The following is a 20035-nucleotide window of genomic DNA, read 5'->3' on the forward strand; positions in this document are numbered from 1 at the left end:
TATGAAACCCCCAAATGTATCCATCTAAACTGCTTTAACATCCAATTTATGTAACCGTTATTTAGATAGTCATTTATAATGGTTATGATAAAGAATGGTCTCTTTTTAAAATAAGACTTCCTAGAAAAGACAAGAGACTAAGACATAACATAGAGAATCCAAATTTCTTCAATTGTATTAGTACGTATGGACTTTTATATGGGTCTCTTTTATAAATTTTATTGTTTATTCCATAGACTGTGCAGTTAAGTTTGAATAGAAAAAGTTCTACCGCTACGCAAATACACTCCGCTTTCCACAGGCGGCGGCCTTAGCCTTCCTTGTGCTACGCGACTTTAGTTGTCTCACCTAGATGATCTTCTATTTGAAGCGTTTGGACGAGTTTAATGATCAAGGAAGATACTGCGAAGCCTTTCTTCTCGTGGGAGTCTACGTGTATTTCCTTTGCTGAGATCTGTGTACGGTAATAACGCTAAACAGCTTGAAATAACTACTATCATAATGGGTGATTGGAGCCGAAGGGCAGTCAACTCCTGGTCGGCTAAAAGCGGTCACGTTCTCTGACCTACACTGACAACTGGGACGGACGTCCTGTCCGTCGCAGGAAAAGCACGTGTCTGAAGACCCCACAGGGTTTTCTTCCGAGGTGGGCTGAGGTTCCTGAGGTCGTGACTAAGGATGCGCGAACTGCCTGGAAGAAGAAATCACGAAGCTGTTACCGGGGTTTAAATTTTCATAACTGCACAGTTTACTTCAACCTACGTATTAAGGACAACGGTCGAAATAGTAACCTTCTACTCTAAATTACCTATGCTGTAATCGTTCGTCTTTAGAGCTTAAGGTTTTTGTTTTGTCCATGCCTCTATTATGTAAAGTATTCAATTTTGGCTTCTGGAAAGTATTTATGCACATAACTACCTAACGTATCTTTTATCTCTTCTTGTTCATCATCTTGATACACATATTTCCAAATTCCATATCTGCCCCATTTCGTTTTTCGCTTTGATTCATCTAACTCCAATTTTGTCATTGGATAATTTTCTTGTATTACTCTTTTCGCAGGCTTTGTAAATCGGTGTTGAATCATTTCAAATGTTAAATCTTTACGGGTGTGAGCAGGTAAGGAAGCATCTAATTTTTCAAACATTTCCCGGTACCCTTCCTTCCAACCGTCATGTAAATAAATTGGAGCAACAATAAACCCAAGTGGATAGTCGGCTTCAGCTACTTTAACTGCTGCTTCAATTCGCTCATGAAGTCTAGATGTTCCTGGTTCAAAATACTTTATTATATATTCATCATTTATACTGAAGCGAAATCGTGTTTTTCCTTGATGATCTGCATCTAATAAGTGATCCACATGTGCAAATTTTGTTACAAACCTCAGTTTTCCATGTTCAGACTTCCCAAAAAACTCTATTGCTCTCTTTAAATTATGTGTTAAATGATCAACACCGACAATATCCGACGTACAAGAAGCCTCAAATCGTGTTGTTTCAGGAGCTCGTTCCTCCATATAATCTATTGCAGCTTCAAAAATTTCATCGACATTAACATACGTACGAATATATGGTTTTGACCCCATCGTAGTTTGTAAATAACAATAATGACAATGTCCCATACAGCCTGTTGCTAATGGGATTGCATATTCTGCAGAAGGTTTCGAGGTATCAAATTTTAACGTTTTACGAATCCCGATAACAAGTGTAGACTTAGCTATACGGTATTTTTGAAAATGATTTTCACCTGGTAAGTTTCTAATTTGATTATGAGAAGTTGTTTCTCGTACCTCAATATTCATATTCTTAAATTTTGTTACTAATTTTTGTGCTAGCGGATACTCCATCGCATTTGGTTCAACGTAAACAAGCTGAGGTACAAATGGTTTAACCATAAAAACCATCCATTTCTGGAGAACTAAATGCTTCTTTATAAGCTTCTTCCGCCTCTTCTTCTGATTTGAAAAGCGCAAACTCATCGGACAAAGGAAAATAATTATCGTGCGCAAACAAAGCTAATTCATTTGGTCTTTCTGGATTTTCGACGATTGCTGCTTGCTGAACTTGCGCAACATCTTGGGCATGTGGATTACGAATAATCATATAAACTATTTCACCAGCTTGAAATTGTTCCATTTTTATCACCTTTTAAAATATAGTCATTATAGTATGGATTATTGAAGGTGAATTATGAAAAAATGATTACAAATATACAAATTATATTTTTTTAAATAATCTATCCCATACTTCAGATGGGACCATACCGTTTGCTTCTACTGTTCCATCTTTCTTTAAATAAATTTCCAGCCGATCAGGTAAATTTACTAAATCTGCTTCCAACGCTTGATAACGATCGGTTAAAAAGTGAAAGCGTTGATTCGTTGACCCAACCCATGGACGATGCTTTTCTAATTTATCACGTTCAAACGGCCCATCGATAAAAAGATCTGTTACATCATACAAATCTTTCCATCCAGGTTTGTTCATCTTTTCTAGTTGTTCTTTATAATATCCACTAAAGGTCATCACGCTAAGTCCATCAGCTTGTGCTCGACTCCCAATCTCTGCAAGTGCCTCCGCTTGTTCAAAAGGTTCACCACCAAGAAATGTTATTCCTTCAATATTTTTTTCATTTTTACTTTTCATAATCATTTCCCAAATCGCATCGACAGATATACGGGTACCTTTATTAGGATTCCATGTCCACGGAACCCCACATCCTTTACAATGGATGGGACAACCTTGTACCCATACACAAGCACGACGGCCAGGACCTTCTGCCGTCGTTAATGGTAAAAATCGATGAAGTTGTACTTCCATTACTTATCCACTAACCTTTCTGGATGTTTTTTATTTTCTCAAAATCTTGCTTGATTCAATCAATAACAGTTTTTAGTAATCAACAACTCTTCCAGTTTGTTTTCTTCTTTCTAGTTGCTGTTGATCTGGTTTATGCTGATTCGACTTATTTTGTATGTTGTTATCATTTTTACGTTTATTTCTTAATTCTTCATCCGAAAAAACAATATATGGTTTCGCTTTAATTAAGACATGTGGCTTCACGTTTAACGAGTTTACTAAATGAGTATACGATGTAAATGCAGTAACTTTATTTCGAACGATAATAATTTCTTTTGCCATAAAAGATCCCACAGACGGCAACTGCTTTAGTTGTGCTTCCGTTGCACTATTTATGTTAACAAAGGTTGGATGCTTTTGGGCTTTCTTACGGCTTTTCTTTCGTTTCATCGGGTATTTAGTTGGAGCAGGCTTTGTAGATGGCGTAATAGTACTACGAGTTCGTATTTGTTGGTTTCTTCTTGGTTGCACCATTAAAGATGGCATTTTATCAGGTGCAATTTGCCTTGCTAATAGTTGCAAATATTCAATTCGTGCCAAAAAAGCTTGAACAAAAGCGGCGATCCAGCCCATTATCACAAGACTTACTGAAAGATCAAAGACAACATGTTCTTCATCAAATTGCCCATCAACTATAAAAAACTGAACAACGATTAGTAAATAAATAAATCCAGAAATTAGCCACTTCATTTTTTTTGCTCGTGCACCAATATAAAAAAAGCTAATATAAGAAGAAAAACCAAATGGAAAAAGGAGCCAACATAACCAAATAGATCTGGACCATTCCCATTTTTTTCCGAAAGGAGTTATTGGATTCATTGTCCTTAGTCTCCTTTAACTTCCATTTGTTGTTCAACCGGTGTTTGCTCTTCTTGATATTGCAACTGTTGTGCAAGTAAAAACTCCTCGGTATATTTAGAATCTACTGTTTCAGCATCCAATAGGCTTTCTAGAATTTCCACATAGTCCAAACATTCTTCATCATTCATTCCAATCGTTTTTGCACGAATTTCACCTGTGGCAGTTATCTCCAATCTTATTTTTTTCTCCATTCTCCTACTCTCCTACCTGGAATGTTAAAACAATTGTGTCTTCCTCATTCCGTTTTTCAGATTCAAGTATTAATCCTTCATTTTTAGCTCGTTCTACTAATTTATGATATGTTTTTTGTTGTACGATTCTCGTATATTCTTCATGTGTATTTTTCACAAATTCCTCGGCATCTTTTAGAGGAATGTCTTTATGAAAAACAGCACTAATTGTATCATCTTCTTGGCGTTGAAAAACTATTTCGACATTCCCTAGCGTTGATTCAATCTGCCTTTTATCAAGCGAGACATTACATCCACGGTTTTTAAGGGCTTCTGTTAAGATGTTTTCATCTTTTAAGTTTGTATCAATCTTATAGTAAATTCCTTCTTCAATCTTATCTTGCAAGGCATACGAAACAACAGATGAAGCAGCAATTGCAATCGGAATTAAAGTCAATGATAAACTCAAATTTCTTCCTCCTTTAGTTTAAAAATCTAACATTCTTCCCCCACGTTTCGAATGTACATCACTTGCATCTTCTGGAAGGGATTTTTTCTCTTCCTCCGCAACTTCTTCGTATTCTCTTCGATCATCGCGAAGTGTAGCAGTAACTGCGCGAACACTTGCCCATTCTCGTAATCTTTTAATTTCTTCCGCCTGTGTAATCGATAATGGAACAATTTCCTCAATTGCTTTTTCAAGGTCTTTTACTTGTAATCCACGATTTTCAGCATACGCTTCAAATAACCCAATAATAACAACTTGTTCAATTTCAGCACCGATAAATCCTTCTGTCAATTTAGCAAGATGCTCATATGTTTCATTCGTGAGTGGAAATTCACCTCTAGCTTTGTCTGATTGCAACCGTTTTTCAATATGAATTTTAAAAATTCCTTTACGTTCTATTACAGTTGGGAGATCGACAAAAAATATTTCATTGAACCGCCCTTTACGTAAGAACTCAGGTGGTAAACGCTGAATATCATTAGCAGTTGCAACAAGAAAGACAGGTGCCGTTTTATCTTGCATCCAATTTAAAAAAGTTGCAAAGATTCTTGAGGAGGTTCCACTATCTCCAGATGAACTTGTTCCTGCAAGTCCCTTTTCAATTTCATCAATCCATAAAATGGATGGTGCAATAGCTTCAGCTGTTTCAATCGCTTTTCGCATATTTTCCTCACTACTACCTACAATTCCACTAAAAATTTTACCCATGTCTAGTTTTAAAAGTGGTAGTTTCCACAATGAACTGACTGCTTTGGCGATCAAACTCTTTCCACATCCAGGTACCCCTGTAATTAATAATCCCTTAGGTGCAGGTAGTCCATATTCACTGGCCGAATCCATCCATGAATTGTTTCGTTTTTTAAGCCAACGTTTTATATTTTCAAGCCCACCGATATCTTCCATGCTCGGATCCTGGGGTATGTACTCTAAAATTTCATTCTTTTTAATAATTTGTTGTTTCTCACTTAAAACATGTTCTACCGTATTAATATCTAGTCTTCCGTCCATAACCATCGATAAAGCAAATGCATTTTCTGCCTCTTGAATGGTAAGTCCAAGAGCGGCTTTTACAACTAGCTCCTTTTCTGCATTCGATAAGTCGACAGTAATACGCGGATTATTTTCATTTAACTTTATCATTTGATCCAATACTTTTTCTATCTCTTCATACGTCGGTAACCCATATTCGACAATCATAATATCTTTTTGCAGTTCCATTGGAATATCAAATGTCGGTGACACAAAAATAACATTTTTCGGATTCGGATCATGTTCAATGACAGACACTAAATCGCGTATTCGGCGAACTACTGCGTGATCTGTCTGTCCACCGTGACCTAAAAATATATGAAAATCTTTTAAAATAATTACAGCAGGTTCATCAATATTTTCAATTTGATTAAGAACTTGTATCGGTTGTTTGTATTTACTAAGTGAAGTGTCTGTATCCGAAAGCAATCCTTCCGTTACACTCCATGTATAAACTTGTCGAACTGTTTTAATCTGTTTTTTATCTGAACAGATACGTTTAATATCACGAATTAACCGTTCTTCTTCCCACGTTGTAATCGATAAAAATGAAAATCTTGCTCGTAAATAATGAGCAAGTCGCATTGAAAATGATTTTTCCACCACTCGTTCCACCCCATTATGTGCTACATTCTGTCATTTTCTTTATATTAATTATATAAGAAAATTAAGCACATTTCATCCGGGCTAAAAGAACCATTTTTCGTACGTGCGCCGTGTTTGAATATTTTTATATAAGAAAATAAGCAATAATATATAAAGATATCCAACAAAAAAACCTGTAATCACATCTGTAAGATAGTGTACATTAATAAAATATCTACTCGACCCTATTAATACAATCAAAATACCGAAAAAAATCCGAATGCTTAACTTCTGTTTTGGAAATCGTTCGCTTAAAAAATATGCTAATAATCCGTAACAAACAATGGAAGTAACTGCATGTCCAGAAGGAAAACTAAACCCGAGAGCATCAAGTTCTTTTGAAATACTAGGACGTTCTCTAGCAATAAGGTGTTTAATAAAACGATTCAACACCGAAGCTCCAAGTGTTCCAAAACCAAAAATAATGGCTGGAAAGACTTTTTTGTAAGCAATCCATAATATAACCATCATGACAATAACAAACGGGAAGACAAAAGACTTGCCACCAAGCTCCGTCATACCTCGAAAAAAAGTATATACTCTCGTGCCTGCAACCTCTTCAACCAACCCTCTCGTTATTTGGTCTGTTAGGGGGACTTTTCCATGTTTAAGTTCTAGAATCCAAATGATAATAGCAATTAACCCGATTGTTAAAACGGTTATATGTATACTATTTCTTTTCATATAAAATTTCCTTTCATCATTTTACAAGTAGAAGCTTATCTACTAATAAATTTAGGAATTTATCGTTTTAATATTAAACTTAATATTAAATTTCCGTTTCACTAGATAATTTGTTACATAAGATGCACTTTATATGGTAATCTTAAATATAGTTATAGCATAGTATGCTAATAAAAATGCAAGCAAATACAAAACAGAAGAAAGGAAAATTAAACATGATAAGTAAAGAATTTACCGTAACGGGAGAAACAGGATTGCACGCAAGACCAGCTACACAATTAGTACAAGTTGCGAGCCGCTTTTCATCAGACGTCGAATTGGAATATCAAAATAAAAAAGTAAATGTAAAATCAATTATGGGTGTGATGTCGTTAGGTATCGCACAAGGTGGAAAATTTACCATTATCATTGACGGGCATGATGAAGAGGAAGCAATGAAAAATATTGAAGAATTATTTACTAAAGAAGGGATAGCTAACTAATGTCATTAAGCTTAGAAGGCATTAGTGCATCAAGTGGTATTGCATTTGGAAAAGCTTATAAACTAATTAAACCTGATTTGTCCTTCGAAAAAAAGCTAGTTAAAAATAGTGATTTTGAAATCACTAAATTACATAATTCTTTAAAGAAATGATAACTACCAAGTAGAATTAGTAGCAAATATTGGTTCATCAAAAGATTTAGAACAAGTTAAAGTCAATGGTGCTGAAGGTATTGGACTATACCGGACAGAGTTTTTGTACATGGAAAGAACATCTTTGCCTACTGAAGAGGAACAATTTGATGCATACAAAACTGTATTACAGGAGATGAATGGGAAACCGGTAATTGTTCGGACGCTAGATATTGGAGCAGGATAAACAGCTACCCTACTTAGATATGCCAAAAGAAATGAACCCTTTTTTAGGACTTCGTGCAATTCGATTTTCCCTAAAATGACCATCTTCAGAACACAATTGCGTGCTTTAATCCGGGCCAGTAACTACGGAAACCTAAAAATTATGTTTCCAATGATTGCAACATTTGATGAATTTCATGAAGCAAAACGAATTCTTATTGAAGAGAAACAAAAACTCCAAAAACAGAATTTACCTGTTGGGAATATGGAAGTCGGAATTATGGTAGAAACTCCGGCTACAGTAATGCTGATCGATCAATTTGCTAAAGAAGTAGATTTTTTTAGTATCGAAACTAACGACCTCATTCAAAATACATTTGCAGCTGATCGTATGAATGAACATGTAGAATATTTATACCAACCATACTACCCGGTAATTTTACGCTTAGTGAAAATAGTAGTTGATGCAGCACTCGCTGAAGGTAAAGGAGTTGGAATGTGTGGATAAATGGCTGGAGATCCAAAAAGCAATTCCACTCTTATTAGGACTTGGACTAAATGAGTTCTCAATGAGCGTATCCTCAATACTTCCAGCTCGAAGCCAATTGAAAAAAATAAACAAAAAAGACATGGAACTTTTAGTAGAAAAAACACTTTTAATGAAACCAGCCGATGAAGTGCTCAAACTTTTAAAAAAACATTTGAAACAGCTCTTCCGATTTTAAAGAAGAGCTGTTTATTTAGCAGATTAATATAGTGACTTCTGTTTATTTTTTCTTCCCGTGGTTAAAACAAATATTGTGTGGTTATTTCCGATTTTTCGTGATTAAAATAGATATTACGTGGTTATTTCGTAATTTTCGTGGTTGATCGCGCATGACGTGGTTATTTTCACTAGTTTCTAACGAGATCAAAGGCACACGGGGCTCTTCTCACTACTTTCAAATGAAATCGAGGCGCGGGATTCCAATTCCCCGTGATTAAAACAGATATTTTATGGTTATTTCGCAGAATAGCCGATTAACAAAAAACTAATACTTTGGAATTTGCATAAAACAAATTTCTCCAAAACGAAGAACTTAAAGGGCACCTTCCCGGCGCAGCTTTGAGCAGCGGAAAACCAAGCCAACGAAGAAATTCGCAGTGTCATTTTTACCGGACTTTTTGAACATCCTTTATATGTTAAATTCCTTTGTACTAAGCGTAAACTCTTCCAACGCCTCTTCATCAACCTCATACCCAATTCCCGGCTTTGTTGGGACATTAATGACGCCATTTTCGACAACTACTTCCGGCTCAATAATATCCTTTTTCCAGTAACGAGAAGATCCAGCAGTATCACCAGGCAACGTAAATTGTGATAAGGTTGTAAGTGCAATATTATGTGCACGACCTACGCCTGCTTCTAACATGCCACCACACCAGACGTCGATGCCTTTTTCTTTGCAATAATCATGAATTCGTATTGACTCCGTTAATCCACCGACACGTCCGATCTTAATATTAATGATTTTACAGCTTCCTAGTTCAATTGCTTTTCTAGCATCTTCAAGAGAGTGTATACTCTCGTCCAAGCATATAGGTGTTGTCATTGCAGCCTGCAGTTTCGCATGATCAATAATATCATCATGTGCGAGTGGTTGTTCAATCATCATTAGATCTAAGTCATCTAATTTTCGTAAATGATCGATATCATTTAATGTATATGATGAATTTGCATCAGCCATTAATTTCGTCTCTGGAAATACACACCGCACTTCTTTTAGAACATCGACATCATATCCCGGTTTAATTTTTATTTTGATTCGTTTATACCCTTCTTGTACATAATGCTCAATTTTTCTTAGTAGATCGTTTACAGTCGGCTCGATACCAAGGCTAATTCCGACATCAATTGCTTTTCTTTTTCCACCTAACGCTTCTGCTAAGGAAATATTTTTTTGTTTTGCATACAGATCCCAAACCGCACCTTCAAGTGCAGCTTTTGCCATATTATTTCTTCTAATTGGGTGAAACAGATCAAACACCTCATCTGGATGGTGAATTTCGTTATTTTTTAAAATAGGTATAAGAAAGTCAGTCATTATATGCAAATTTGTTTGCACGGTTTCTTCACTATACCATGGACTTGTAAATGCAACAGATTCGCCAAAACCTCGCTTACCACTTCCATCTATCATTTCGGTAATAAAAAACTCTTTCTCCTGAAACGTCCCAAAACTCGTTGAAAATGGATCATTTAATGACATTTTTAAATGATGTAGTTTGATCTTTTCTATAAATAGTGTCATCTCTTTCCCTCCAAAATTATTTCGTGAATACATAGAAACTAATTAAATTTTCGTTCATATCTACAAATAAATCTGTCGCTTGATATCCTGCAGCGAATAATTGCTGGAAAATTACTCTTGTTTGATATCGCCATTCTTTTGCCAATTCAAAATCTGTTCGCTTCATCGTTTGAATATCCCGTGGTATTGCGACAAACCACTTGTTTGCCGATAATGTACCTGTTACTTCCGATGCAATCGGTTTGCCGAATTTGTCTGCCGTAAGCAACACTTTCCCCGTATCCAATGAGTGATTTTCATGCTTCTTTGTAGACTTATTTAAGTCCCATTTAACTAGAATCCGATCTGTTGGTAAACCTTGATTTAATTTATCATTTAAATCCCCATAATGATTAGCCTGATAAACTGCACCAATCGCTCCTAATTTATGCAAATTAAGATAGGCATTTTTACTTTCCAATGGATCAAATGTCCACGTAATCATGTCATATCCTTTGCCCTTAGCAAGTTGTGCCTGCTTTAATTTCATTTTGACTCCAAGATCAGCTTTTCTGTATTCTGGTAAAATACCGAGCATATGTGAGCATAGATAGATAGAGTTGCTGTCAAATCCTGCAAAACTGTATAAAAATCCAACCATTTTTTCCCCAGAATAAGCTCCGAGAATAATGCCGCCATTTTTCATAGCTGTAAACGTCTGATGAATGGGAATTGACGGCATCTCCCAAACCGCACGTTCAACTTGTTGCAACTGATGCAATTCTTCAATTGTTGTTATTTCACGGATTTCAATCGTTTGTATGATTCTCATCTCCCTTAAGACTGCGCTTTTGCCGTATTAATTAAGACATTTGATAAAATTTCAATCGATTTTGGGATTGATTCATGATTAAAAGTCATATCTGGATGGTGAAGACCGGGAGCTAAATCACAACCAATGGCAAGCATCGTCGCTTTTAAGTCTGGACGCTTTATTGTATAAAAATGAAAATCATCCCCACCGGTTGTTTCAATAATCCGTGCTAAATTATCTTCTCCCACACTATCAATAATCGCTTTTTTCATTTTTTTCACAGCATCATCATTGATGATCGCCGCTGCAACATTTGAAACTGTTTCAAGCTTAATCTTTACCTCATGATATTCCGCAAGCATCTCACTGATCTTGTGGATCTGATTCATTAATTCAAACATAGCCTCATTCGTTTGTGCACGAATATCGATTGAAAACGTAGCACTTCCTGGAATAATGTTGATACTTTTTCCACCTGATTGAAAAGAAGTCAATTTTGCGGAATAAGGTACCATCGGGTTAAGTTGAATTTGATTTAAATGTTGGTAAAATTCACTCCCAACTTGGATAGCGTTTGCAGTTAAATGAGGTCTTGCGCCGTGGGCATCCTCTCCAATAATTTCGCCTTTCATAAAACAGGCAGCACCATGACGAATCGCCGGAGCGAATTTACCATGCGGCAACTCTTGAATAGGTCTTACATGCATTCCATATAAATAATCTACATCATCTACGATCCCTTTTTTAACTAGCGCTAAAGCTCCAGTACCCTTTTCTTCAGCAGGTTGAAAGATAAACCGAAATGTACCTAGAAGGGGTACATCACTGCGAAGTAGGTTTAAAATAGTTCCGATTACTATCGTCATATGTGCGTCATGCCCACAAGAATGATTAGCTTGAAACTCTCCATCCACTTCTTGCCATAAGGCATCAATATCTGCCCGTAATGCTACAACAGGTTTACCACTTCCTATTTCAACGATAAGTCCAGGGATATCATCAAACGTAGTAATTTTACAATTTTCCTTTTCTAAAAGGGACTGAATATAGTCAGTTGTGTTAAACTCCTGCCAACTAATTTCTGGATTGGCATGTAGATGTTGAAAGATTTTTTGTAATTGAGGTGTTAATTTTTGAATCGTTACATTCATAAATATGCTCCTTTTTATTACATTAAGCCAATTAAAAATTCTTCACTGACCGATTATATTAATAGAAGGTCTATATTATATCGTATCGTTTTCTTAACAAAAATGAAACCATGGAGAAGTCTTTAATCAAGTAGGCAGATAATTATTTTTAATAATTTTTCAACAAACATCCATTCAGATAACTTTTATATTAATAAGATAATAGAGAAGGAAGGAGGGAGGAAAATGAACCAAGTTTCCTTGCTTTACCTAGCCTGTATTCTAGCTGGTTACGCATTAGCTAATCTACCAACTTCTGCGGTAATTACTCCTGAATTGTCAAATATCTTTACCATTATTGGTGGACTTACCATGATTGTATTTGCAGTTGCATTAATCATTCAAGGAGTAAGGGCAATTATAGGGAGATAAAGAAAAGAGAGAAAAATTGAGACCGAGTAATTACTCGGTCTCTAGGGAATACGAATATATTTATTTTTTACATACTTCTACGTTTACGGCTACGTTTTTTACCATCTTTTTCTCCTATTTCTTCATAGAATTCGTGATCATGATTCCTCGCAGTTGCTTTTCCCCCCTTTTGACCTACTACTTCGTAAAATTCTCGGTCATGATTCCTAGCTAGTAATGGACGTGTTGTTTACGATTTAATTCGTTATGGAAGGAAAACAGATTTCACTAAAAACGAACCTCAAAGTAATATAAAAATTAGAAATAAAAAAATGATGTTATCAAAAATTTTTGTTTCATTTTAAGGTGAGCGGGTATTGCTTACATAAGTCAACTTTGCAAAGTTTAATTGCAGAATTCTGCAAAATAAAACAGCAAGGAATTGTTTTCTCTAAGGAGGAATTACACTTGAAGCCTAAGGTAAAAGAATTTACGAATGACCAAGCTTTAATTACAGAAGTTCAGGAACTGACTGCAAGAGGAGTTGACAGAACAGATATATATGTTTTGACTCATGATGCCGATCGAACAAATCGACTTGCAGATAATGCTAATATTAATACGATTGGAATTGAAGAAGAAGGTATCGGTACAGCTGTAGGGAATATATTCCGAAAAAAAGAGGACGACCTTCGAGAAAAATTACAAAATATTAGGGATAACTGCTTTTGAATCGGAAGAACTTGAAGAAAAAATTGATCAAGGGAAACTGTTATTGTTAAGAGGCTTTTTATTGAAACGTTTTCCTTCAGATTGAGCTTTCGTCTTATCATTATCATCAAGCCAATTTTTCAGATTAGATTGATAACTACTTACAATACCAAAAACTTAGAAATAGGAGATCTTCTAAAGTAACTTGGGAACTTATAAAAATTTGATAGTAAAATCATATTTAAGGAAGGGGTTATTATTTCTTGTTTGATGAATCAGGCATTCTACGACTCTTGTAACTACCGTGGGATGTTATTTTTGAGCTTATTGTTTTTGTTTGTTTCATCGGAACAACCCTCCCTTACTCGGCTGAATCATAATATTCTATTTAATTGGATTTAATGGAATCAATATTAAAACAAACTAGAGAGCAACCCGTTCCCCTCGTTTAATTATCTTTCTGGATATTTATAAGCCAAATACCTTTGAATTCATCCCAAGATTCGAAAACCTTCCTCCGAGAGATATTTCAACAGAACCGAACCACCCAATGAATGGCCGATAAGGATCACCTCATCGTCCAATAAAACGAATTCTTTTTCAAGTTGAGCTTTCCAAGCGAGTACTTGGGGCTTTCTAGATCAGGCATTTTTGGATCTAACAAGATGTATTCATCACCGACGCCTTTTGTAAATATGCCTTCAGATCGCTGCTTCTTTAGTGATGGCTTTGGGAACCCGCATTGTTTCTTCATACTATTAACTCTCCTTCTCCTGTTTTATGGTCAAAAATAGCCATTTTATCTCAAAGAATTGCGCCCGTTCATTGAGATAGGAGCGTTATATATAATCAATAAAAGAATCTTCCTTTATATAACCATAAACCTTTATAGTATCACTTAGTACCTCACCTGGAACGTGTATCTCCTTAAGCATTTTAATTACTTTATTTTTTATTTCTTCACTTTCAGCCTTAATTTCTAACCATTCAATTGTTTTATAGCTTTCCCTATTTCCATTTAGTTTAAAATGGTAAAACCATTCTGCATCCCAATGACTAATATATTTAGTATCAATATCTTTTGTCCGCCAATAGATAAGTTCCGGAATATCAATCATTGCTAACCAAATTTCTTCCCATTTTGTATCATTCATTAAACTTTGGTATCCAGCAAACCCCATTATACCTCTCCCCAATTTTATTCTTGTCAATTGTAACATCTCTGGACAGCCAAAAGTTTTTGTCGGAAAATTGTCAAATAGAAAAATAACCCAATCGTGTGATCTATGATATCCTGAAGGTTGCTTAATACCAGAAAGGAGATCAAGATCGCAGAAAGGATTATGCTATTAGTTTACCATATTTCGGTGCGATTGACCATACTGTACTAAAATAAATTGATTCTATCCTACATAATTTTCGTTCTTGCTTTTCCAGAAGTGCTACCTACCTTTGTTTTTTTTCATTGTCGGTCTTATGTTGCGTTCAGACCATTTGGGTGTGACTTCTATCATCCGTGATTTGTCCTTGAATTCCCGTACCTATGAAAGCCTAATTTATTTCTATCGTTCTTCTGCGTGGTCGCTGGAATCCCTTCGTCAAACGTGGTTTCGGGTTGTGAAAAAAGCAGCTCCACTTTCTAACGTCAACGATATGGTTGTGCTCATAGGCGATGGGATGAGACAATCCAAGGAAGCCCGTCGGATGCCTGGTGTTAAGAAACTTCATCAGGAGTCTGAAAACTCTTCTAAAGCGGAGTTTGGTCATCTGTTTGGTGCCATTGGCATTCTGATGGGAACTCCACAAAAGTGGTTTTGCCTACCCTTGTTTATGAATTTACAGGATGGTGTTAAAACCATTTTCGGCTGGAATGATCCATGTGAGCTACAGGAATCTCATGTCGTGCAGATGATTGATCATGGCTTTATCGCTGCCAAAACATTTGGAAAGGCCTTACTTCTACTGGATCCACTTTCTATCTGTCCCTGCGCTGGAGCGCTTGAACGAGTAACGTACTTCCAAAATCACTTCCATTCCCGGTACAGAATTGAAACGTCATTTGGGAGAATTACATAGCCATGATCTTGAAAACGTATTGAATATGTGTAGAAAATTATTTTAATGTTTAGTTATTAATTCAATAGAGCCATTCAACGGAATAAGCCGCGTTGAGGTTGACTTAAGCCAAGTGAGGGGATACTTTTTATAAAAAGGTAATTTGATTAAGGATTGGTTATTGTGGCTATGTTTGTATTGCTTTATTTAATGGTGAAGACTTCTGATGATATACAGTTACCTGTAAAATGTGACCGCTTGCCAAGATATTAAAGTTAATAAACGTTAAAAATACACTAAATGGTAGTATAAAAAGATTTATGAAGGGAAGCTTAATAAAAAACAATACTAAAGTTAGTGGGAGTTAGATATGATGATTAAGGACAAAGTTGTACTTATTACAGGCGCAGGGTCAGGAATTGGTAAAGTAACAGCGCATAAATTTGCTGCAGAAGGAGCAAAAGTTGTTTGTGCAGATATAAAAAATGCAGAAAAAACAGCTGATGAAATTCAAAAAGAAGGTGGTACATCCATTGGTATATCTTTAGATGTATCTAAATTAAATAGTTGGAATGAAGCCAAAGAAAAAATAATTAAAGAGTTTAATTCCATTGATGTTTTATGCAATATTGCTGGAATTTCTGAAGCAGTGGATATTGTTGACCTAGATGAAGATGATTTTGATAACTTAATAAACATTAACTTAAAAGGACCTTATTTAGGTATGAAAGTAATATTACCAGAATTACTGAAAAAGGGGTCTGGCAAAATAGTAAATATTGCATCTTTAGCGGCTCATATTGGTTTACCAGGTTTACCAAGCTACTCTGCCTCAAAAGGTGGTGTTGCCTCTATGACACGTCAAGCCGCTGTTGAATATGCACCTAAGAATATTCAAATTAATGCTGTTTCACCAGGTATTATAGAAACACCAATTTTGGCTACTAATCCACCAGAAGTAACAAAGCAATTCACGGACGCAACACCGGCTGGAAGACTTGGAAAACCAGAGGATATAGCGAATATGGTTCTTTATCTATCCTCCGATAAATCAGACTTCATATCAGGAGAGATTATTAAGGTTGATGGTGGATGGAGTGCACAATAATCAAGTATATTTGCAAAATTTAATACAATGTGAAGTTTTAGAAATAGATGGCGAGGAAGATCATCTGTATATTTTATTTGATGCGCCATCACAAATTATTTTAGCTAACACTATAAATAGTTTAAAACTGTGAGTTCTACATATATCTGAAAGGATTTCCCAGATCATCTCAAAAATTGGAAACCCTATTTTTGGAGTAGGAGTTATCTGATATTAACAACTGGTGGGGCTCCTTTAGATATCATAAAAGAATACATTGAAACCAAGACCGTAAAGGCTACCCCACTAATTGCCCCGTAATTTAAAGGGGACTGCGCCTTTGCCTTTATTTGTTCAATTACACCTCCTTCAGACAATTTATCAATGTATTAAGACCAAAGGGCGGAAGCGCCAGTTTAGCGACGTACGAACTGCGTCTGCGCAACGCAGGTGGCTCGATGTTGCCGCGCAAAGTGGCGAACTTAATCGAACATTCCTTCTGTAGGAGATAAAGGAAACACGACGAACATAGATATGTTGACTTATCGTACGGAGCTGAAGGAAGTTGCGATAGTCGCTGGGCGTTGGAACTAGAAGCAGATACTTTCAATCAAGTAACTTATACACATCCATACTAAAAGAGGATGTTCAAAAAGTCCGGTAAAAATGATACTGCGTATTTCTTCGTTGGCTTGTTTCTCCTCCGCTCATGTATCTAAATGTATACATTCCGCTGCTCGAAACTTCGCCGCCTCGAACTTCTTGGTTCTTTTTATCCTTTTTGAACACGCACTAAAATATAATTTCCAACAATGAAAAAACTAGCACAACCAATTTTGGTTCGTGCTAGTTTATATCATTTATAAGTTTAATTTCCCGTCAAAATTTTTTTATACGATCGGATTTCCTTTCATATCGAGAGATACCTCTGGCTCCTGTTTTTCTTGCTCGCTTGCTTCTATATAAGTAAGTGTTTTACCCGTATATCCATAAAAAACAGTTAAAATAGGACTTAATAAACAAAAGAATGCAAATGGTAAGTATGCAAGAGTTGATACGCCAAGAACACTTGTAATAAAGACTCCGCAAACACTCCAAGGGACGAGTGGATTCACAACCGTTCCGGCATCTTCTGATACTCTTGCCAAATTTAAGTTGCTTAGGCCTACTTTCTTATATGAAGATGCATACGACTCACTAGTTAAAAGAATGGATAGATATTGTTCTCCAATTAAAACGTTAATTCCAATTGCAGTTAAAGCGGAAGATAAGATGACTGAACTTACCTTTTTTAAAGCTGATTCAATGGCAGCGAGCAACCTTGGAACAATACCCAATGTAAATAATAATCCTCCTAGACTAAGCGCAAGTAATACTATTCCAATGGTAAACAGCATGCTTTCCATTCCGCCTCGAGTCAATAATGAATCAATTTCTTCAACGCCGGTATTAGATGAGAACCCGCCAAATAAAATTCCCATAATTTCCCCTAGTGGCTTCGCTCCATTAAATAAGGAAACGATAATCGCACTAACAGAACCTGCTGCAAGGGCGAGTAGTGCTGGCGCTTTTTTAATTGAAAAAATTAATAAAACTACTATCGGAATAACTCCTCCATACCAACTAACAAGTCCTGTGTCCATTAAACCTTGTTTGAATGCTTCCATTTCTCCAAAATTAGCTTCCGATATATTTGGCGAAAGAACCGCAAATAAAATGAGTGAGATAATAAATGCAGGTATAGTTGTCCATCCCATATTTTTAATATGGTCAAATAAATCGACTTGCAAAATAGATGAAGCCATATTCGTTGTATCTGATAATGGCGACATTTTATCTCCGAAAAACGCTCCTGATACAATGGCTCCTGCTGTCATCGCCAACGAAACATCGATTGCACTTGAAATTCCAATGAACGCTACACCAATAGTTCCAACAGTTGTTAATGAACTTCCAACACTTATTCCAATAATGGATGTAACAATAAAAACAATTGCTAAATAAAATTTAGGTGTTACTAATTCAAAGCCAACATAGATCAAAGTCGGAATTGTCCCACCTAGCATCCATGACGCTATTAATATCCCAATGAAGAAAAATAAAAACGTAGCGGCCATTCCTGCTTTGGCTCCGTCTGTTATTCCATTTTCAAGTTCTTTATAAGAGACTCCTTTTATCAAGCCATAAATTACTAAAAACAGCATAGAAATAACTATTGGAATATGTGGAACCGTTTCTAAAAAAATGATACTTGAACTTATTATTGCTATTACAGCAAGTGAAACTAGAATTGCTTCACCCAATTTTGGTGTTTGTAATGCTTTTATACGAAACATAGGACATCTCCTTAATTTTCTCCAATATTCTAAATGCTTTGATCGTTTACTCGTAAGTAAAAAATTTTAAAATTGCTATACTACTATGGTAAATGATTTAATTGTGTAATGTAAACTTTAGTATTCGGTTTATTCCTCCTTTCAAAGTTTTCATATAATATGCCGCCTTTTTAATATATACTGCTTCGGTAAAATAACCTCGGATAAAAAATATATAATAATATATATGTTTACAGGTATAAATTAGTATTATAATTTATAATTATTGTATATACTGTTTCATCACGTCATGATAGCGCATTCACTTCAAGGCAGCAATCATCTATTCATTTTATCAGCAGTATATTCCTTCAACGTATTTTGGGAAGGAATATACGCATTAATTAATACCAACTATTAAACTAATTCGATTAAAAGATTATTTGGTTGTTCGATTAATTCAACAAATCGATTTGTGAATCTGACAGAATCTGCACCATCAGCAACCCGATGGTCAAAGGACAGAGAAATATTCATAATATTTCGGACTTCCATGTCACCATTATCCATGATGACAGGTGTTTTTTTCGTTTTGTGAAAAGCCATTATTCCTGTTTGTGGATGGTTTATAATTGGTGTTGCACCAATGCCACCTAAAGGTCCGACATTACTAATGGTAAATGTACCATTCTTCATTTCATCTACACTTAGTTTCCCTTGTTGCGCTTTTTTAATTAAATCTTTCATTTCTGTCTGGATTTGAAGTAACGATTTGCCACTTATATTTTTTAATACAGGTACTAATAACCCTGCTTCCGTGTCTGTGGCAAGACCGATATTCACACCTTTGTGCAATCGAATAACTTCCTTTTCCTCATCAAGTTCTGCATTAAAGATTGGGTAATCTCTTAAAGCAATAGCTAATGCCTTCAAAAAGAAAGCAACTACTGAAATTTGTTTATCTGATGCTTTTAACTCCTTACTCAACTCCAAAAGGTTTGTTAAATCAACCTCTTCAAAATGGGTTACATGTGGAATCGCCTGAACAGAATAGCTTAAATTATTTGCAATTTGTTTACGTATTCCTTTAAATGGGATAATATCTGGTACCACTTCTAACTGTGTGTTCTCAACTGGTTTCTGCACTACTGGTTCTTCAATCGGCTGATCTTTATTGATAAAATTATACACATCTTCTTCCGTAACACGGCCGTTTTTACCAGTCCCAATAATTTGTTCAATATCAACCCCATATTCACGAGCAATTTTTCGTGTATAAGGTGCTGCTTTTACATGATTAATTCGATTTGTCGGTGTAAAAGTCTTCGTATCTTTTTCTTGTTGGATAGTTTTTTTCGATTGCTGTTCTACAACTGGAGATGTTTGTCTTTTTGTTTTTTCTTTCCCATCATCTATTTCTAAAATTGTTGTCCCTACGGTAATCGTTTCACCAGGTTTAAAATGAATTGCCACTACTTTTCCCGCAACTGGAGAAGGGATCTCTGCGACCATTTTATCTGTTTGCATTTCTACTAAAGGTTGATCTACAGCAACTTCATCACCGACTTGGACAAAGTAATGAAGTATTTCTCCTTCTGTCATTCCTTCACCAATATCATGAAACTTAACATCCAAATGTTTCACCCCCT

At 35.7% G+C, this 20035-nt stretch carries 20 protein-coding genes and 3 pseudogenes; 8 read left to right on the plus strand and 15 right to left on the minus strand.

Going from position 1 to position 20035, the window contains the following annotated elements; genetic code table 11:
- Positions 1-865: 865 nt before the first annotated feature.
- The 8 genes from splB to SPD89_RS08390 form a co-directional block, all read right to left on the minus strand.
- Positions 866-1894: a spore photoproduct lyase gene (gene splB / locus SPD89_RS08355; RefSeq protein ID WP_336261503.1), complete on the minus strand. Its 1029-nt coding sequence runs from the start codon at positions 1892-1894 to the stop codon at positions 866-868.
- Positions 1887-2135, minus strand: coding sequence for a transcriptional regulator SplA domain-containing protein (locus SPD89_RS08360; RefSeq protein ID WP_336261504.1), 249 nt, complete (start codon positions 2133-2135; stop codon positions 1887-1889). Before SPD89_RS08360 ends, splB begins: the two co-directional genes overlap by 8 nt.
- Before the next feature lie 81 nt (positions 2136-2216).
- Positions 2217-2819 (minus strand): 4Fe-4S single cluster domain-containing protein, encoded by a 603-nt coding sequence (locus tag SPD89_RS08365; protein WP_336261505.1) that lies wholly within the window; start codon positions 2817-2819, stop codon positions 2217-2219.
- A 72-nt stretch (positions 2820-2891) separates the two neighbouring features.
- Positions 2892-3677: a ComEA family DNA-binding protein gene (locus tag SPD89_RS08370; RefSeq protein ID WP_336261506.1), complete on the minus strand. Its 786-nt coding sequence runs from the start codon at positions 3675-3677 to the stop codon at positions 2892-2894.
- Between the two features lie 5 nt (positions 3678-3682).
- The gene (locus SPD89_RS08375; protein WP_336261507.1) at positions 3683-3910 is read right to left on the minus strand and encodes a DUF2997 domain-containing protein; all 228 of its coding nucleotides are present in this window, start codon (positions 3908-3910) and stop codon (positions 3683-3685) included.
- A 4-nt stretch (positions 3911-3914) separates the two neighbouring features.
- The gene (locus SPD89_RS08380) at positions 3915-4358 is read right to left on the minus strand and encodes a hypothetical protein (protein ID WP_336261508.1); all 444 of its coding nucleotides are present in this window, start codon (positions 4356-4358) and stop codon (positions 3915-3917) included.
- A gap of 18 nt (positions 4359-4376) precedes the next feature.
- Complete coding sequence (locus tag SPD89_RS08385; RefSeq protein WP_336261509.1) at positions 4377-6029, minus strand: AAA family ATPase; 1653 nt, start codon at positions 6027-6029, stop codon at positions 4377-4379.
- Between the two features lie 84 nt (positions 6030-6113).
- Entirely contained in the window at positions 6114-6755 is a 642-nt protein-coding gene (locus SPD89_RS08390; RefSeq protein ID WP_336261510.1) for a phosphatase PAP2 family protein, read from the minus strand.
- A gap of 215 nt (positions 6756-6970) precedes the next feature.
- Here SPD89_RS08390 and SPD89_RS08395 point away from each other — a divergent pair, with 215 nt between their 5' ends.
- From SPD89_RS08395 to ptsP, 3 genes and pseudogenes are all read left to right on the plus strand, one after another.
- Positions 6971-7237, plus strand: coding sequence for a phosphocarrier protein HPr (locus tag SPD89_RS08395; RefSeq protein WP_336261529.1), 267 nt, complete (start codon positions 6971-6973; stop codon positions 7235-7237).
- Entirely contained in the window at positions 7237-7389 is a 153-nt protein-coding gene (locus SPD89_RS08400) for a hypothetical protein (RefSeq protein ID WP_336261511.1), read from the plus strand. Before SPD89_RS08395 ends, SPD89_RS08400 begins: the two co-directional genes overlap by 1 nt.
- Positions 7385-8318, plus strand: a pseudogene (ptsP, locus tag SPD89_RS08405) (phosphoenolpyruvate--protein phosphotransferase); the annotation flags it as partial. The gene SPD89_RS08400 and the pseudogene ptsP, both read left to right, overlap by 5 nt.
- A 450-nt stretch (positions 8319-8768) precedes the next feature.
- Here ptsP and menC read toward each other — a convergent pair.
- Genes menC through SPD89_RS08420 form a run of 3 tightly spaced genes read right to left on the minus strand, consistent with a single transcriptional unit; the run spans position 8769 to position 11828 of the window.
- On the minus strand, positions 8769-9884 hold the full coding sequence (gene menC, locus SPD89_RS08410) for an o-succinylbenzoate synthase (RefSeq protein ID WP_336261512.1): 1116 nt from the start codon (positions 9882-9884) through the stop codon (positions 8769-8771).
- 16 nt (positions 9885-9900) lie between these two features.
- Positions 9901-10695, minus strand: coding sequence for a GNAT family N-acetyltransferase (locus SPD89_RS08415; RefSeq protein WP_336261513.1), 795 nt, complete (start codon positions 10693-10695; stop codon positions 9901-9903).
- Between the two features lie 5 nt (positions 10696-10700).
- Entirely contained in the window at positions 10701-11828 is a 1128-nt protein-coding gene (locus SPD89_RS08420; protein WP_336261514.1) for a M20 peptidase aminoacylase family protein, read from the minus strand.
- A 225-nt stretch (positions 11829-12053) separates the two neighbouring features.
- Between SPD89_RS08420 and SPD89_RS08425 the strand changes: the two genes are divergently transcribed.
- A complete protein-coding gene (locus SPD89_RS08425; protein ID WP_336261515.1) occupies positions 12054-12239 on the plus strand; it encodes a hypothetical protein in 186 nt (61 codons plus the stop codon).
- Positions 12240-12306: 67 nt separating this feature from the next.
- Here the strand turns inward: SPD89_RS08425 and SPD89_RS22970 are convergent.
- Positions 12307-12387: pseudogene (locus tag SPD89_RS22970) on the minus strand (KGG domain-containing protein); the annotation flags it as partial.
- 299 nt (positions 12388-12686) lie between these two features.
- Here SPD89_RS22970 and SPD89_RS08430 point away from each other — a divergent pair.
- Complete coding sequence (locus SPD89_RS08430; RefSeq protein WP_442961090.1) at positions 12687-12950, plus strand: general stress protein; 264 nt, start codon at positions 12687-12689, stop codon at positions 12948-12950.
- 818 nt (positions 12951-13768) lie between these two features.
- On the opposite strand, the gene SPD89_RS08435 is transcribed toward SPD89_RS08430, so the two are convergent.
- Positions 13769-14110 (minus strand): DUF6678 family protein, encoded by a 342-nt coding sequence (locus SPD89_RS08435; protein ID WP_336261516.1) that lies wholly within the window; start codon positions 14108-14110, stop codon positions 13769-13771.
- Between the two features lie 436 nt (positions 14111-14546).
- On the opposite strand from SPD89_RS08435, the gene SPD89_RS08440 reads away from it, so the two are divergent.
- From SPD89_RS08440 to SPD89_RS08450, 3 genes and pseudogenes are all read left to right on the plus strand, one after another.
- The gene (locus SPD89_RS08440) at positions 14547-15005 is read left to right on the plus strand and encodes a hypothetical protein (protein ID WP_336261517.1); all 459 of its coding nucleotides are present in this window, start codon (positions 14547-14549) and stop codon (positions 15003-15005) included.
- Positions 15006-15357: 352 nt separating this feature from the next.
- On the plus strand, positions 15358-16092 hold the full coding sequence (locus SPD89_RS08445) for an SDR family NAD(P)-dependent oxidoreductase (RefSeq protein ID WP_336261518.1): 735 nt from the start codon (positions 15358-15360) through the stop codon (positions 16090-16092).
- Positions 16093-16296: 204 nt separating this feature from the next.
- A pseudogene (locus SPD89_RS08450) lies at positions 16297-16392 on the plus strand (hypothetical protein); the annotation flags it as partial.
- Between the two features lie 569 nt (positions 16393-16961).
- Here SPD89_RS08450 and nhaC read toward each other — a convergent pair.
- Positions 16962-18407, minus strand: coding sequence for a Na+/H+ antiporter NhaC (gene nhaC / locus SPD89_RS08455; protein WP_336261519.1), 1446 nt, complete (start codon positions 18405-18407; stop codon positions 16962-16964).
- A gap of 396 nt (positions 18408-18803) precedes the next feature.
- Positions 18804-20030, minus strand: coding sequence for a dihydrolipoamide acetyltransferase family protein (locus SPD89_RS08460; protein ID WP_442961091.1), 1227 nt, complete (start codon positions 20028-20030; stop codon positions 18804-18806).
- Between the last annotated feature and the right edge of the window lie 5 nt (positions 20031-20035).

Source organism: Pseudogracilibacillus sp. SO30301A, assembly GCF_037072025.1.
Taxonomy (GTDB): Bacteria; Bacillota; Bacilli; order Bacillales; family Amphibacillaceae; genus Pseudogracilibacillus.

What these genes read in the sequence shown, in the direction of transcription:
- SPD89_RS08420 (WP_336261514.1), bottom strand. Translation starts at nt 11,828, where the DNA reads ATGAATGTAACGATTCAAAAATTAACACCTCAATTACAAAAAATCTTT.
- SPD89_RS08390 (WP_336261510.1), bottom strand. Translation starts at nt 6,755, where the DNA reads ATGAAAAGAAATAGTATACATATAACCGTTTTAACAATCGGGTTAATT.
- SPD89_RS08435 (WP_336261516.1), bottom strand. Translation starts at nt 14,110, where the DNA reads ATGGGGTTTGCTGGATACCAAAGTTTAATGAATGATACAAAATGGGAA.
- SPD89_RS08360 (WP_336261504.1), bottom strand. Translation starts at nt 2,135, where the DNA reads ATGGAACAATTTCAAGCTGGTGAAATAGTTTATATGATTATTCGTAAT.
- SPD89_RS08445 (WP_336261518.1), top strand. Translation starts at nt 15,358, where the DNA reads ATGATTAAGGACAAAGTTGTACTTATTACAGGCGCAGGGTCAGGAATT.
- SPD89_RS08395 (WP_336261529.1), top strand. Translation starts at nt 6,971, where the DNA reads ATGATAAGTAAAGAATTTACCGTAACGGGAGAAACAGGATTGCACGCA.
- menC (WP_336261512.1), bottom strand. Translation starts at nt 9,884, where the DNA reads ATGACACTATTTATAGAAAAGATCAAACTACATCATTTAAAAATGTCA.
- splB (WP_336261503.1), bottom strand. Translation starts at nt 1,894, where the DNA reads ATGGTTAAACCATTTGTACCTCAGCTTGTTTACGTTGAACCAAATGCG.
- SPD89_RS08365 (WP_336261505.1), bottom strand. Translation starts at nt 2,819, where the DNA reads ATGGAAGTACAACTTCATCGATTTTTACCATTAACGACGGCAGAAGGT.
- SPD89_RS08400 (WP_336261511.1), top strand. Translation starts at nt 7,237, where the DNA reads ATGTCATTAAGCTTAGAAGGCATTAGTGCATCAAGTGGTATTGCATTT.
- SPD89_RS08375 (WP_336261507.1), bottom strand. Translation starts at nt 3,910, where the DNA reads ATGGAGAAAAAAATAAGATTGGAGATAACTGCCACAGGTGAAATTCGT.
- SPD89_RS08415 (WP_336261513.1), bottom strand. Translation starts at nt 10,695, where the DNA reads ATGAGAATCATACAAACGATTGAAATCCGTGAAATAACAACAATTGAA.
- nhaC (WP_336261519.1), bottom strand. Translation starts at nt 18,407, where the DNA reads ATGTTTCGTATAAAAGCATTACAAACACCAAAATTGGGTGAAGCAATT.
- SPD89_RS08425 (WP_336261515.1), top strand. Translation starts at nt 12,054, where the DNA reads ATGAACCAAGTTTCCTTGCTTTACCTAGCCTGTATTCTAGCTGGTTAC.
- SPD89_RS08370 (WP_336261506.1), bottom strand. Translation starts at nt 3,677, where the DNA reads ATGAATCCAATAACTCCTTTCGGAAAAAAATGGGAATGGTCCAGATCT.